This window comes from Methylorubrum aminovorans (genome assembly GCF_022179725.1).
Taxonomy (GTDB): Bacteria; Pseudomonadota; Alphaproteobacteria; order Rhizobiales; family Beijerinckiaceae; genus Methylobacterium; species Methylobacterium aminovorans.
Window position 1 is genome coordinate 131,677 of sequence record NZ_BPRC01000007.1, and the last position, 13,446, is coordinate 145,122.

At 69.0% G+C, this 13,446-nt stretch carries 13 protein-coding genes; 5 read left to right on the forward strand and 8 right to left on the reverse strand.

The features are described 5' to 3' along the window. Positions 1-5: 5 nt before the first annotated feature. The 3 genes from cobT to MFF24_RS12115 all read right to left on the reverse strand — a co-directional run bounded on the left by cobT (position 6) and on the right by MFF24_RS12115 (position 4,073). Complete coding sequence (gene cobT / locus MFF24_RS12105; RefSeq protein ID WP_238224664.1) at positions 6-1,916, reverse strand: cobaltochelatase subunit CobT; 1,911 nt, start codon at positions 1,914-1,916, stop codon at positions 6-8. Between the two features lie 123 nt (positions 1,917-2,039). Further along, positions 2,040-3,023, reverse strand: a complete 984-nt coding sequence (gene cobS, locus MFF24_RS12110; RefSeq protein WP_108941064.1) for a cobaltochelatase subunit CobS — start codon at positions 3,021-3,023, stop codon at positions 2,040-2,042. Positions 3,024-3,368: 345 nt separating this feature from the next. After that, on the reverse strand, positions 3,369-4,073 hold the full coding sequence (locus tag MFF24_RS12115; protein ID WP_133090896.1) for a J domain-containing protein: 705 nt from the start codon (positions 4,071-4,073) through the stop codon (positions 3,369-3,371). 167 nt (positions 4,074-4,240) lie between these two features. On the opposite strand from MFF24_RS12115, the gene MFF24_RS12120 reads away from it, so the two are divergent. Both MFF24_RS12120 and arfB read left to right on the forward strand, forming a co-directional pair. Continuing rightward, on the forward strand, positions 4,241-4,519 hold the full coding sequence (locus MFF24_RS12120) for a BolA family protein (RefSeq protein ID WP_108941066.1): 279 nt from the start codon (positions 4,241-4,243) through the stop codon (positions 4,517-4,519). A 27-nt stretch (positions 4,520-4,546) separates the two neighbouring features. Continuing rightward, positions 4,547-4,972 carry an alternative ribosome rescue aminoacyl-tRNA hydrolase ArfB gene (gene arfB / locus MFF24_RS12125; protein ID WP_108941067.1) on the forward strand — a complete coding sequence of 142 codons (426 nt, stop codon included), beginning with the start codon at positions 4,547-4,549 and terminating at the stop codon, positions 4,970-4,972. A 3-nt stretch (positions 4,973-4,975) separates the two neighbouring features. Here arfB and MFF24_RS12130 read toward each other — a convergent pair whose 3' ends face one another. Then, positions 4,976-5,737 carry a YoaK family protein gene (locus MFF24_RS12130; RefSeq protein WP_108941068.1) on the reverse strand — a complete coding sequence of 254 codons (762 nt, stop codon included), beginning with the start codon at positions 5,735-5,737 and terminating at the stop codon, positions 4,976-4,978. Between the two features lie 35 nt (positions 5,738-5,772). Then, a complete protein-coding gene (locus tag MFF24_RS12135; protein WP_238224665.1) occupies positions 5,773-6,768 on the reverse strand; it encodes a class I SAM-dependent methyltransferase in 996 nt (331 codons plus the stop codon). A 57-nt stretch (positions 6,769-6,825) separates the two neighbouring features. On the opposite strand from MFF24_RS12135, the gene MFF24_RS12140 reads away from it, so the two are divergent. From MFF24_RS12140 to MFF24_RS12150, 3 genes are read left to right on the forward strand one after another with little or no spacing between them, the layout of a single operon-like run. Next, complete coding sequence (locus MFF24_RS12140) at positions 6,826-7,908, forward strand: ligase-associated DNA damage response exonuclease (protein WP_108941070.1); 1,083 nt, start codon at positions 6,826-6,828, stop codon at positions 7,906-7,908. Further along, entirely contained in the window at positions 7,905-9,695 is a 1,791-nt protein-coding gene (locus MFF24_RS12145; protein WP_238224666.1) for a cisplatin damage response ATP-dependent DNA ligase, read from the forward strand. The genes MFF24_RS12140 and MFF24_RS12145 overlap by 4 nt, the downstream gene beginning before the upstream one ends. Further along, on the forward strand, positions 9,692-10,174 hold the full coding sequence (locus MFF24_RS12150; RefSeq protein WP_238224667.1) for a secondary thiamine-phosphate synthase enzyme YjbQ: 483 nt from the start codon (positions 9,692-9,694) through the stop codon (positions 10,172-10,174). The genes MFF24_RS12145 and MFF24_RS12150 overlap by 4 nt, the downstream gene beginning before the upstream one ends. A gap of 6 nt (positions 10,175-10,180) precedes the next feature. Here the strand turns inward: MFF24_RS12150 and MFF24_RS12155 are convergent, their stop codons facing one another. The 3 genes from MFF24_RS12155 to MFF24_RS12165 all read right to left on the reverse strand — a co-directional run bounded on the left by MFF24_RS12155 (position 10,181) and on the right by MFF24_RS12165 (position 13,373). Continuing rightward, a complete protein-coding gene (locus tag MFF24_RS12155; RefSeq protein WP_108941073.1) occupies positions 10,181-10,627 on the reverse strand; it encodes a DMT family transporter in 447 nt (148 codons plus the stop codon). 279 nt (positions 10,628-10,906) lie between these two features. Then, positions 10,907-11,071, reverse strand: a complete 165-nt coding sequence (locus MFF24_RS12160; RefSeq protein WP_012455304.1) for a YqaE/Pmp3 family membrane protein — start codon at positions 11,069-11,071, stop codon at positions 10,907-10,909. Positions 11,072-11,171: 100 nt separating this feature from the next. After that, the gene (locus MFF24_RS12165; protein WP_238224668.1) at positions 11,172-13,373 is read right to left on the reverse strand and encodes an FAD-dependent oxidoreductase; all 2,202 of its coding nucleotides are present in this window, start codon (positions 13,371-13,373) and stop codon (positions 11,172-11,174) included. Positions 13,374-13,446: the final 73 nt, after the last annotated feature.

Consider the following 13,446-nt stretch of genomic DNA (forward strand, 5'->3'; position numbering starts at 1 on the left):
GTCGGTCAGCGCCGCCCAGCCACCCGCCGCATTGCCCCGCCGCCACCGGACGCGCCGGTCTTCTCCTCGAACAGCTCGGCCAGCTTCTCCGTCATCGCGCCGCCGAGTTCCTCGGCGTCGATGATCGTGACGGCGCGGCGGTAGTAGCGCGTCACGTCGTGGCCGATGCCGATGGCGAGCAACTCGACCGGCGAGCGGGTCTCGATCTCCTCGATCATGTAGCGCAGGTGGCGCTCGAGGTAGTTGCCGGGATTGACCGACAGCGTCGAATCATCGACCGGCGCGCCATCCGAGATCACCATCAGGATGCGGCGCTGCTCGGGCCGCGCCAGCAGGCGCTTGTGGGCCCAATCCAGCGCCTCGCCGTCGATGTTCTCCTTCAACAGCCCCTCGCGCATCATCAGCCCGAGGTTTTTTCGCGCGCGCCGCCAGGGCGCGTCGGCCGACTTGTAGATGATGTGGCGCAGATCGTTCAGGCGGCCGGGGTTGGGCGGCTTGCCGTTAGCGAGCCACGCCTCGCGGGACTGGCCACCCTTCCAAGCGCGGGTGGTGAAACCCAGAATCTCGACCTTCACGCCGCAGCGCTCCAGCGTGCGAGCGAGAATGTCGGCACAGGTCGCCGCGACCGTGATCGGGCGCCCGCGCATCGAGCCGGAATTGTCGAGCAGCAGCGTCACCACCGTGTCGCGGAAGTCGGTGTCCTTCTCCTGCTTGAAGGAGAGCGGCTGGAACGGATCGGTGACGACACGGACGAGGCGGGCCGGATCGAGCTGACCCTCTTCGAGGTCGAAGTCCCAGGCACGGCTCTGCTGCGCCAGCAGGCGACGCTGCAGGCGGTTGGCGAGACGCCCGACGACGCCCTGAAGGTGGGCGAGCTGCTTGTCGAGATAGCTGCGCAGCCGCGTCAGCTCCTCGGCATCGCACAGATCCTCGGCCTCGACGGTCTCGTCGAAGCGCGGATTGTAGACCCGGTAATCGGGGCCGGTGCGCTCGTTGCCGCGCTGGCTCGGCGGGCGCCAGGATTCGGAAGCCTCCTCCGATTCCGCGTCCTCGGCCTCTTCCGGCAATTCGCCGGAGGGCGCGTCGGCGGACTCGGTGGCGCCCTCGTCGAGTTCGTCAGTGGCCTCATCGGACACCTCGATCTCGGCGCGGTCGCCCTGCGACTGCTCTTCAGCCTCGCCCTCGCTCGGCTGCTGCTCGTCGTCCTGAGCCTGGTTCTCGTCCTCGTCGCTCTCGTCGTCCTGATCGAGCGGCGTCTGGTCGGCCATGTCGAGGGAGGAGAGCAGGTCGCGCACGGAGCGGGCGAAGCCGCGCTGATTGTCGATCGTGCCGATCAGGCCGTCGAGGTTCTTCCCGGCCCGCGCTTCGATATGGTCGCGCCAGAGATCGACGATCCGCGCGGCGGCGGGCGGCGGCTTCTGGCCGGTCAGCCGCTCGCGCACCATCAGCGCGACGGCATCCTCCATTGGCGCGTCGGCTCGGTCGGTGATGTTCTCGTACTTGCCGCCGCGGTGGTAGCGGTCCTCCAGCATCGCGGTGATGTTGGCCGCCACGCCCTCCAGCCGGCGCGAACCGATCGCCTCGACGCGAGCCTGCTCGACCGCATCGTAGACGGCGCGCGCCGCGGCGTTGTCGGGGGCGAGCCGGCGGTGGACGCTCGTGTCGTGGCAGCCGAGGCGCAAAGCCATGGAATCGGAGTGGCCACGCAGGATCGCGGCGTCCTCGGCGGTGAGCCGCCGCGTCGGCTCGGGCAAGCGCGCCTTGTCGCCGATCAGCGCCGGCCGGTCGCTGGCATAGGTGACCTCGATATCCGGCCGCTTGGCGATGGCGCGCAAGCAACCGGCCACCGAGCGCTTCAGCGGCTCGGCGCCGGGTTCCTTACGATCACCGGTCTTGGGGCGGTTGGTCAGGGCCATATCTTCGCGGACGCCACCGAATCGAGTTCGAAGGCCCGGTCGGGGCAATGCCATGACGGCGGGCCCCCAAAACCGGGAAGACGAGCGCCGTCCCCGTCGCCTGCGAGGGGGACGGCTGCCCGATCAGCTCAGCGCAACGTTGAGCGCGCTCTCGGGCAGCTCCTTGCCGAAGGCACGCTGGTAGAACTCGGCCACCAGCGGACGCTCCAGCTCATCGCACTTGTTGAGGAAGGTCACCCGGAACGCGAAGCCGATGTCGCGGAAGATGTCGGCGTTCTCGGCCCAGGTGATGACCGTGCGCGGGCTCATGACGGTCGAGAGGTCGCCGTTCATGAACGCGTTGCGGGTGAGATCCGCCACGCGCACCATCCGGTTCACCGTGTCGCGCCCACCCTCGTTCTGGTAGTGCGTCGCCTTCGAGAGCACGATGTCGACCTCGCGGTCGTGCGGCAGGTAGTTCAGCGTGGTGACGATCGACCAGCGGTCCATCTGGCCCTGGTTGATCTGCTGAGTGCCGTGATAGAGGCCGGATGTGTCGCCGAGGCCGACCGTGTTGGCGGTGGCGAACAGGCGGAAGCCCGGATGCGGGCGGATGACGCGCTTCTGGTCGAGCAGCGTCAGGCGGCCGGAGACCTCCAGCACGCGCTGGATCACGAACATCACGTCGGGCCGGCCGGCATCGTACTCGTCGAAGACGAGGGCGACGTTGTTCTGCAGGGCCCAGGGAAGGATGCCGTCCTGGAAGGCGGTGACCTGCTTGCCGTCACGCAGGACGATGGCGTCCTTGCCGACGAGGTCGATGCGCGAGACGTGGCTGTCGAGGTTGATCCGGATGCAGGGCCAGTTCAGCCGCGCCGCGACCTGCTCGATATGGGTCGACTTGCCGGTGCCGTGATAGCCGGTGACCATGACGCGGCGGTTGCGGGCAAAGCCCGCCAGGATCGAGAGCGTGGTCTCGCGGTCGAAGATGTAGTCCGGATCCAGGTCCGGCACGTGCTCCTCGGGCTCGGAATAGGCCGGCACCTTGAGGTCGAGGTCGATGCCGAACACCTCGCGGACGGAAACCTGGCGATCGGGCAGGGAAGCGGGCGTATCGTCGGACAGCATACGGAACCTCATCGAGGCGGCCGGGAGCGTGCGTAAGCCCGCGCGACCGCGCAATTTCGTCGTCAACTCACCTGCCGGGCAGCCCGTCGGTAAGCGGGCGGATGTCATCCTTAATCGCCGCCCGGCGGCATCGCCAAGGGGGCTCAGCCAGAAAGACGGGTCGGCCCGAAGGATGATTCATCCGGGAAGCCGGCTTCGCGAAGAAGCGGTATCGCATGGATATAGGGCGCGCACGGACATTTGCTGCCCCATCCATCGCCGGCCCGACCGGCGCCCGGCGCAAGGGCGGATAGTCTTCCCCGTGCCGAGACTGGCGCGGTCCGACGCGGCGGCGGGAGGCCGCGCTCAGCACATCCCGGCAGCGCGCAGCACGTCGTGGGCGCGGATGATGTCGCGCAAGCGGTCCTCGAAGGAGCGGTCTCCGCCATTGGCATCCGGGTGGAAGCGCTTCACCAGGGTCTTGTACTGCGCCTTGATCGCAGCGGTGTCGGCGTTCTCGTCGAGGCCCATGACGTCGAGCGCCTTGCGCACTGCCGCCGAGTGACGCGGCCGCTGCGGCTCCGGCTCGGCTTGGCGCCGCCCCGCCGCCCCGCCGCCGACCCCGTTCGCCCGCAGAATTCCCAGCGGATCGGCATAGGCCCAGTCGCGCTCGGCCTCGGGCTTGGCTCCCTTGGCCTTGCTCTCCGCTGCCCCTGCGGCAGCGTTCATGCCCATCGACCAGGTCGGCCGATGGCCGATGATCGCGTCCTTCTGGTAGGCCTCGACCGCGGCGTCGTTCATGCCGTCGAAATAGTTGTAGGCGGCGTTGTAGGCGCGCACGTGATCGATGCAGAAGCGCCAGTACTGCCCCTCCTGCTTGCGCCCCTTGGGCGCGCGGTAGAGGCCGGGATGGGTGCAGCCCTGCGCCTCGCAGGCCGCCTCGGTCGTGGCGGCGCCGGCATTGGCGCCCTTCCGCCCACCGGCTCGCGTTCCCGCCTTCGCTCCCTGCTTGGGATCGTCACAGGTCGGCTTGATGCGAATGCGGTCGAACAGCGGCGAGTTGAGATCCATGACGGGCCGATTATGAGGGGCGGACGCGCGGACGGAAAGGCCGTCGGGCCTGATGCCGCATGCTTCGATCCGGGGTTGACGCTTCTGTGCCCGAAAGGTGCCGGGCCGGCATGTCCGAAACACGTTCGCGGCGCATTTGAAGCGCCGCCTTTCGCAGTGAGGAAACGATGACCGGGACCCTGAAGGACTGGATCGCCGGGCGGCTCGACGCCGAGTTGGCCCCGACCGCGCTGGACGTGATCGACGAGTCGCACCTGCACGCCGGCCATGCCGGCGCCCGGCCGGAGGGCGAGACCCATTTCCGGCTCGATGTCGTCTCGGCGGCGTTCGAGGGCAAGAGCCGGGTCGAGCGTCACAGGCTCGTCAACGGGCTCCTCGACGAGGCTTTTAAGCGCGGGCTGCATGCCCTGGCGGTGCGGGCCCGCACGCCGGGCGAGGCGGGCTGAGGCTCTCAACGGGAAAGGGCGACCGCCGTGGGGCTCCGCTGCACGCCGCAGATCGAGATCGACGAGGCCGAGATCGAGGAGAGCTTCGTGCGCGCCTCGGGGCCGGGCGGGCAGAACGTCAACAAGCTCTCCACCGCGGTGCAGTTGCGCTTCGACGTGCGCCGCTCCCGCAGCCTGCCCGACGCCGTGGCGGTGCGGCTGATGCGGCTCGCGGGACGGCGCCTGACGGGGGAGGGCGTGCTCGTCATCAGCGCCCAGCGCTTCCGCACACAGGAGCGCAACCGGGCGGATGCCCGCGAGCGGCTCGCGGCGATGGTGGCGGAAGCGGCGGTGCCGCCGACGCCCCGCCGCGCCACCCGGCCGACTCTGGCCTCGAAGAAGCGGCGCCTCGATGAAAAGAGCCGCCGCAGCAGCGTCAAGCGGCTGCGCGGCGGTTCGAGCGACGAGGGTTGAGGATCAGCCCGCGGCAGCAGGCGCGGTCGCCGTCGGCTTCGCCTCCGGATGCGCATCGGGCTGCGGGGCGGCGACGCCCGAGACGTAGGGCGTGTCCTTGAGCCAGATCGTCAGCACCAGCGCGACCACCGCCAGCAGGGCGGCAAAGCCGGCCGGGAACAGGAAGGCCCGCTCGCCGAACCATCCGTGGAGGAAGCCGCCGACCACGGCGCCGGTGCTGAGCGCACCCCAGAGAGGTGCCTGCAGCCAGAAGGACGGGGCGGGCTTGTGCAGGATCAGGTTGGCGACGCCCGCTCCGAAGCGGACCACGGTTCCCGTGACGTAGGTGATGGCGAGGCTGCGGCCCGCCTCATCCTGAAGCGTCGCGTTCTGAATGCCGAGCGCCAGCACGATCGGGTAGGCGTGGAGCGGGAAGGCCGTGGTGCCGAAGGGGACCAGCAGGCCGATGGCGAACAGGATCGCCTGGATGATGAGCAGGACCGAGAGCCGGAAGCGACCGGCCCAGGCCGCGATCAGCGTACCAAGGAAGGCGCCGAAGCAGAACAGCGCGATCACGCTGGCAAAGCGCGTGGTCCCGTCCCAGTCGAAGCCGGCCACGGCCACGCCGAAGCGCGTGGTGTTGCCGCTCATGAACGACATGAAGAGCTGAGAGAATTCAAGAAAGCCGATCGAATCGGCAGCGCCGGCGGTACCGGCCAGCATCAGTGCGAAGGGCACCCGCGTTGCAGCACTTGCCGGAAAGGCTTTGTTCGACTCGTCGGCCATCGGTTCCCCTGATTTTGCTCCGCAGCACAACGGTATTACGGCTGTCTGGTTGCACTCATTTCAGGAGTTCCGATCAAGTGTTTGTGCAGGATTAAAAGCCGACCGGGCACGTCTATTCTCTTCTGCCGCCGGATGGCCGCTGGACGCATCTCGGCGACAACGAGTTCGGCCTGCCGCGCCTCGGCCTGCAGGTAGGCATCGGCGTGGGCGTAGCGGCCGTCGGCGCCGAGAACGACGCCGGTTTCCTCCTCCTGCGGCGACTGGACGGTGAAAACGGCCAGCCCTCCGGGCCGTAGTGCGCGGGCCATTCCGGCCAGCGCGGATGTGAGGTTTCCCAGATAGATGAACACGTCCGCCGCCACGATCAGGTCGGCTGAGGCCTCCGGTTCCCCGGCAAGGAAGGTGACGAGATCGGCCTCGACGAGGCGCTCGTAGAGTCCGGTGCGGCCGGCCTGAGCGAGCATCGCCGGGGAGAGGTCGCACCCGGCCAGACGCCCGGCCCGGTTCGCAAGCGCACGCCCCATCAAGCCGGTGCCGCAGCCGAGATCGAGCACGTTCGAAAAGTGCTGCGGCGCACAAACCGGTGGTGTCCCGGGCAGCGCATCGAGTGCAGCGACGATCAGCGCCGGCCCGCAATAGCCGAGTTCGTCCACGAGGTGCCGCTCGAAGCGCGGGGCGTAGCCGTCGAACAGCGCGCGGATATAGGCCGGCGACATCGCCGCGAGGGCGTCGCCCCCGCCCAGCGCCGCCCGGTGCAGCCGGCTGCCGAGCGCATCAGACGGATCGAGGTCGAGCGCCCGCTCGAAGGCCGAGAGGGCCGCCAGCCGGTCGGCCTCGTCGCGACTCTGCCCGAACAGGGCTTCGCGGGCGCGCCCGAGCAGGAACCAGGCGGGGGCATAGCCGGGCGCGAGGTCGAGGGCTTGGCTCGCCATCTCCGCCGCCGCGCCGGGATCGCCCTCGGCGAGGCAGGCCTCGGCATAGGCGTAGCGGCGGTCGGCGAGGAGGTCACCGGAGGAAAGTTGGCGTGACATCGCGGCAGGATGGCGGGGTGTCGGTGCTACGGAAGGTTCCGCCCTATATCCCGGCCGATGTCGCAGCGCGCCTCCGATCTCCTCACCCTGACCCGCGAGGGCCTCTATTGTCCGCTCGGGCGCTTCCACGTCGATCCGACGCGGCCGGTGGAGCGGGCGCTGATCACCCACGGCCATGCCGACCACGCCCGCGCCGGACACGGCACGGTGCTGGCCACCCCCGAGACGCTGCGGATCATGGCCGTGCGCTACGGCGAGGATTTCTGTGCCTCGCGCCAGGAGGCGCGGCTCGGTGAGCGGATGCGCATCGGCGACGTCACCGTGTTCTTCGCCCCCGCCGGGCACGTGCTCGGCTCGGCCCAGATCGCGATCGAACGCGAAGGCAAGGGGGCGGGCAAGGGGCCGCGCCAGCGCATCGTCGTTTCGGGCGACTACAAGCGCGCGCCCGACCCGACCTGCCTGCCGTTCGAGGTGGTGCCCTGCGACGTGTTCATCACAGAGGCGACCTTCGGCCTGCCGGTCTTCCGCCACCCCGACACGCGAGGCGAGGTGCGCAAGCTGATCGAATCGGTGACGCTGTTTCCCGAGCGCGCGCACATCGTTGGCGCCTACGCCCTCGGCAAGGCGCAGCGGGTGATGGCGCTGCTGCGCGAGGAGGGCTGGGACCGGCCGATCCACCTGCACGGGGCCATGGAGAAGTTGACCGAACTCTATAAGCGCGAAGGCGTGCCGCTCGGCGAGACGCCGAAGGTGGTGGCAGCCGAGCGCAAGGATCTGCACGGCGCCATCGTGCTGTGTCCGCCCTCCTCGATCCAGGATGTCTGGTCGCGGAAATTCCCCGATCCGGTCACCGCCTTCGCCTCGGGTTGGATGCGGGTGCGCGCCCGCGCCCGGCAGAAGGGCGTCGAGTTGCCGCTCGTCATCTCCGACCATTCCGACTGGCCGGACCTGTGCCGCACAATCCGCGACACCGGCGCGGAGGAGGTGTGGGTCACCCACGGACAGGAGGACGCGTTGGTGCATTGGTGCGGCACGCAAGGCATCCGCGCCAAGCCGCTGCACATGCTGGGCTACGGCGACGACGGCGAGGCCGAGCCGGATCCCGGGCAGGAACCGAAGATGGAGGAGGCCTCGGCGTGAACGACTTCGCCCACCTCCTCGACCGCCTCGCCTACGAGCCGCGCCGCAACGCCAAGCTGCGCCTGCTGCAGGATTTTTTTGCCAGTACGCCGGACCCCGAGCGGGGCTGGGCGCTCGCTGCCATGACCGGCGGGCTGACCTTTCGCGAGGCCAAGCCGGCGCTGATCCGCGGACTCGTGGAGGAGCGGATCGATCCGGTGCTGTTCGCGCTCTCGCACAACTATGTGGGGGATCTCGCCGAGACCACGGCGCTGATCTGGCCGGGACCGGATCAGAGCCCTCCCTCCTGGGCGGGGGAGGGTGCACGCGGAGCGGGCGGGAGAGGGGCCGGCGCGACCTTTCCAGAAGCTTCGGGAGGGGATCACCCAGGCCCGGGCCATAACAACCCGCCGCCCTCCGTCCCGACCCTAGCAGAAGTGGTCGAGACGCTGGCCACCACCCCGAAGCGCGCGCTGCCGCAGCATCTGGCGGGCTGGCTCGATGCCCTCGACGAGACCGGGCGCTGGGCGCTCCTGAAGCTCGTCACCGGCAACCTGCGGGTCGGCGTCTCGGCCCGGCTCGCCAAGACCGCAATCGGCGCGCTCGGCGGCCACGAGGCCGATGCGGTGGAGGAGGTCTGGCACGGCTTGAAGCCGCCCTACATCGAGCTGTTCGGCTGGGTCGAGGGACGCGCTGAGCGGCCCGAGAGCCGCAACCCGGCGCCGTTTCGCCCACCGATGCTGTCGCACCCGGTGGAAGAATTCGAGGATCTCGACAAACTCGAGCCCGAAGCCTTCTCCGCCGAGTGGAAGTGGGACGGCATCCGGGTGCAGCTCGCGGGCGGGCGCGACGGCCAGGGCCGGCAGGTCCAGAAAATCTACTCGCGCACGGGAGAGGACATCTCCGAAGCCTTCCCCGATCTCGCTGACGCGATCACGTTCGAGGGCGCGATCGACGGTGAGTTGCTCATTCTGCGCGAGGGCCGGGTCCAGAGCTTCAATGTGCTGCAGCAGCGGCTCAACCGGAAGGCGGTGACGGGCAAGCTCCTCGACGAGTTCCCGGCCCATGTTCGCGCCTACGACGTTCTCTCAGCCGAGGGCGAGGACTTGCGCGGACTGCCCTTCGCCGAGCGCCGGCCCCGGCTGGAAGCCCTGGTGCGGCAGCTCGACCATGCCCGCATCGACCTCTCGCCGCTCGTCCCCTTCGCGACCTGGGACGAGGTCGCGAGCGCCCGCGCCGACCCGGCTTCCGCCGGCGCTGGCGCGGATGCCGACGCCGTCGAGGGCGTGATGCTGAAACGCCTCAACAGCCCCTACCTGCCTGGCCGCCCGAAGGGGCCGTGGTGGAAGTGGAAGCGCGAGCCCTACGTCGTCGATGCGGTGATGATGTACGCCCAGCGCGGCCACGGAAAGCGCTCGTCGTTCTACTCGGACTACACCTTCGGCTGCTGGCGCGAGGGGGCGGAGGGTGAGGAGCTGGTGCCGGTCGGCAAGGCCTATCACGGCTTCACCGATGCCGAGCTGCAAAAGCTCGACCGCTATGTTCGCAACCATACTACCAAGCGCTTTGGCCCGGTGCGCGAGGTCGCCTACGGCCGCGACGCCGGATTGGTCTTGGAGATCGCCTTCGAGGGCGTGCAGCGCTCGACCCGGCACAAGTCGGGCGTGGCGATGCGCTTCCCCCGCGTCAGCCGCATCCGCTGGGACAAGCCCCCGGCGGAGGCGGACCGGGTCGAGGTGCTGGAGCGGATCCTGGCCCGCGGCGAGCGCGAGGTCGCGCCGGGGGCGACGATGGAGGCATCGGAATGAGGCAGGCGGGCAGGAGCGCCGGCAAGATCGGATCGCTCGAAGGCTTTTCGGCCGGGGACGTGACCCGGCAGGCGAGCGCGCGGATCACGGTCGCGACGTCCGGCCAGGGCTTTACCGACATCACCGAGGCGGTGGCCGCCTTCGTCGGCGAGAGCGGCATCCGCTCAGGCCTCGTCAGCGTGTTCTGCCGGCACACCTCGGCCTCGCTGACGATCCAGGAGAACGCCGACCCCGATGTGCGGGTCGACCTGATGACCGCCCTCGACGGGTTCGCGCCGCGCCACGGGCAGTATGTCCACGGCCTGGAGGGACCGGACGACATGCCGGCGCATATCCGCACGATGGTGACCGATTCGGGGCTCACCATCCCCGTGCGCGACGGACGGCTGGCGCTCGGCACGTGGCAGGGGATCTACCTGATCGAGCACCGCGACCGCGGCCATCGGCGGGAGATCGCGCTGCACGCCGTCGGGGCGTGAGCGGGATCAGCGCCGGATCAGGATCACGCCGGCGACCAGCAGGGCGACACCGATCAGGCGCGGGCCGTCGATGGGGCGCTGGGCGAGGCCCATCCAGCCGAAATGATCGAAGGCGACCGAGGCGAGCATCTGCCCGGCCACGAGCAGCGCGATGAAGGTCGCGGCGCCGAGCTGCGGCACGAGGACGATGGCGAGTCCGATGAAGAGAGCGCCGAACAGACCGCCGCTCCAGCCCCACCACGGCACCCGCGCCGCCGCACCGGCCGCGGGCAAGGGATCGCGCAGGGCGAGGATGAGCAGCACCATGCAGGCGAGGCCGACGGCATAGCTCGCGAAACCGGCCCAGGCCGCCGATCCGAGATCCGTGCGCAGGCGCGTATTGAGCCCCTGCTGGATCACGATGCTGATCCCCGCGCCGAGGGCGAGGAGTGAGGGCAGCAGGACTCTGAGCATCGGTTTCGGCCTTCCGGGAACGTTGGATCGGCCGGCTTGCGAACGTCCGGGCCGCCGGAGCGGACCGGTTCATACCGTTTCCGGTTGGCTGTTAGGGAATTTATCTCACCTGTCATCGCCGGTGTCAGCGCGGCGCTTCAAGGCGCGACATCTCCGGAGACGGCGCGCCGTGAATCACGTCGGCTCCGCCTCGCAAGGGCAGGTCAGGGCCGAAGCGAGCAAGAGGACGCGTCCGATGCGCGCTTCCGAAGCCCGGACCGGATGCTCAGTCGAGCGCGATCAACGGTCGCGCAGCAACAGGTAGAGCGCGTGGATCGAGCCCGGCAGGTAGAACAGCAGGCAGAGCAGGATGTTGAACAGAAACTGGATCCCGATCCCGTTCGTCATCAGCACCGAGATCGGCGGCAGGAAGAACGCGATCAGGATCTTGATGAGGGTCGACAAAGGGAACTCCGATTCACTCAATGCGGTCGGGCGATGAACGAGAGCGGCGCTGTTCGGTTCCGCATGGCAGCCCTCCCTGTACGGGAGGGCGCCCAGGTCGTTACGCCGCCTGCTTCAGCGCATCGTAGAAGCGCTCCCCGGACTCGGCCATCGCCAGCAGGTTGTCCGGCGGGGTGAAGCGGGCGCCGTGCCGGGCTTCCAGGACACGGGCCAGTTCCACGAATGCCGCCGCGCCCATGAAGTCGATGTAGGAGAGCGCGCCGCCGGTGAACGGAGCGAAGCCGAAGCCGAGGATCGAGCCGACATCCGCCTCGCGCGGATCGGTCACCACGCCCTCCTGCATCGTGCGGGCCGCCTCCAGCGCCTGCACCACGAGGAAGCGGTGCTTCAGTTCCTCAACATCCAGGCTGTCCGGGTCGAGCCGGTCCGGCTGGATCTCGGCGAGCCCCGGCCAGAGCTTCTTCTGGCCGCCTTCCGGGTAGTCGTAGAAGCCGCGCTTGTTCTTGCGCCCGAGCCGGCCGTGGGTCTCGACCATCGCGACGAGGAGCCGCTTCTGATCCGGATCGACGGCGCCCTCGCCGAGCTGCGCCTCGGTCGCGCGCATGATCTTGAGGCCGAGATCGAGTGCCACCTCGTCGTTGAGCGAGAGCGGGCCGACCGGCATGCCGGCCATCCGCGCCACGTTCTCGATCATCGCCGGGGGCACGCCCTCGGCGAGCATCTTGTGGCCCTCTTTGATGTAGGCGAGCACGCAGCGGTTGGCGAAGAAGCCACGGGAATCGTTGACGACGATGCCGGTCTTCTTGATCGCGCGGACGTAGTCGAGGGCGGTGGCCACCGCCCGGTCGCCGGTCTGATTGCCGCGGATGATCTCCACGAGCAGCATCTTCTCGACCGGCGAGAAGAAGTGGATGCCGACGAATTGGTCAGGCCGCTTCGAAGTCTGGGCGAGCCCTGAGATCGGCAGGGTCGAGGTGTTGGAGGCGAAGATCGCGTGCTCCGGCAGCGCCGCCTCGACCCGGGCGATCACCTCGGCCTTCACCCGCGGATCCTCGAACACCGCCTCGATCACGAGATCGCAGTCCGAGAGCGCGGCATAGTCGGGTGTCGCGGTGATGCGGGCCAGCAGCGCGTCGCGGTCGGCGGTCTTGGCCTTGCCGCGGTTGATCTGGCCGGTGATGAGCTTGTGGCAATGCGCCTTGCCGGCATCGGCGGCCTCCTGGTCGCGGTCGATCAGCACGACTTCCATCCCGGCCTGCGCCGTGACGTAGGCGATGCCCGCGCCCATGAAGCCGGCGCCGATGACGCCGACCTTGCCGACCTTGGTCGGCTCCACGTCCTTCGGACGGCGTGCGCCCTTGTTGATCTCGCCCATGGAGATGAACAGGGTGCGGATCATCGCCTGCGCCTCCTTGGTGCGCAGGATGTGGGCGAAGTAGCGGCTCTCGACCTTGAGGCCCAGATCCATCGGCAGTTGCAGGCCCTCGTAGACCGAGGCCAGGATCGCTTTTGCCGCGGGGTAATTGTCGTGGGTCTCACGGCGGTAGATCGCGTTGGCCGGCGGCCAGATCATCATGCCGACCGGCGAGTAGACCTTGCCGGACGGCGCCTTGAACTTCGGCACGTCCCACGGTGCCACCGCCGAGCCGCCCTCGCGGATCCAGGCTTTGGCCCGCTCGACGATCTCCGCCGCCGGGGCGACGGCGTGGGCCAGTCCCATGTTCTTGGCCATGAGCGGACGGATCTGCTCGCCCTTGAACAGCATCTGCAGCGCATCGCCGGTCTGCATCAGCCGCGCCACCCGCTGGGTGCCGCCGCCGCCGGGGAACAGGCCGACCTTGATCTCGGGCAGGCCGACGCGGGTTCTGTCGTCGTCGGCAAGCACCCGGTGGTGGCAGGCCAGTGCCAGCTCGAACGCACCACCGAGGCAGAGGCCGTGCACCGCCGCGGCGAACGGCTTGCCGCAAGTCTCGAGCTTGCGGAACACGAGGCTGAGGCGCCGCGACTCCTCGAAGAAGTGGCGCATGGCCACCGCCTCGCCCTCACTCGCCTTCAACCGCTCGTACTCGACCCCGAGGCCCTGAAGCATGGTGAGGTCGGCGCCGCCGGAGAAGTTGTTCTTCCCCGAGACGATGACGCAGCCCTTGATCGCCTCGTCGGCGACGACCGCGTCGACGATCCGTTCCAGTTCCGCCATCACGTCCATGGTGATGACGTTCATCGAGCGGCCGGGCATGTCCCAGGTCGCGAGCGCGATGCCCTCGGCATCGGTCTCGAAGCGGAAATTCTCGGTGGCGGTCATCGCGGAACCTCGAAGGAAAAGAGCCTAGCCGTATCAGAATTTTAAGAGGGAGAGCTCGTCATGGCGGATGCAA

Bases quoted from the DNA above. Each gene is read 5' to 3' on its own strand.
- MFF24_RS12120 (WP_108941066.1), top strand. From the start codon at position 4,241: ATGACCGGGACCCTGAAGGACTGGATCGCCGGGCGGCTCGACGCCGAG.
- MFF24_RS12155 (WP_108941073.1), bottom strand. From the start codon at position 10,627: ATGCTCAGAGTCCTGCTGCCCTCACTCCTCGCCCTCGGCGCGGGGATC.
- MFF24_RS12150 (WP_238224667.1), top strand. From the start codon at position 9,692: ATGAGGCAGGCGGGCAGGAGCGCCGGCAAGATCGGATCGCTCGAAGGC.
- MFF24_RS12135 (WP_238224665.1), bottom strand. From the start codon at position 6,768: ATGTCACGCCAACTTTCCTCCGGTGACCTCCTCGCCGACCGCCGCTAC.
- cobT (WP_238224664.1), bottom strand. From the start codon at position 1,916: ATGGCCCTGACCAACCGCCCCAAGACCGGTGATCGTAAGGAACCCGGC.
- MFF24_RS12165 (WP_238224668.1), bottom strand. From the start codon at position 13,373: ATGACCGCCACCGAGAATTTCCGCTTCGAGACCGATGCCGAGGGCATC.
- MFF24_RS12140 (WP_108941070.1), top strand. From the start codon at position 6,826: ATGTCGCAGCGCGCCTCCGATCTCCTCACCCTGACCCGCGAGGGCCTC.
- MFF24_RS12130 (WP_108941068.1), bottom strand. From the start codon at position 5,737: ATGGCCGACGAGTCGAACAAAGCCTTTCCGGCAAGTGCTGCAACGCGG.
- MFF24_RS12115 (WP_133090896.1), bottom strand. From the start codon at position 4,073: ATGGATCTCAACTCGCCGCTGTTCGACCGCATTCGCATCAAGCCGACC.
- cobS (WP_108941064.1), bottom strand. From the start codon at position 3,023: ATGCTGTCCGACGATACGCCCGCTTCCCTGCCCGATCGCCAGGTTTCC.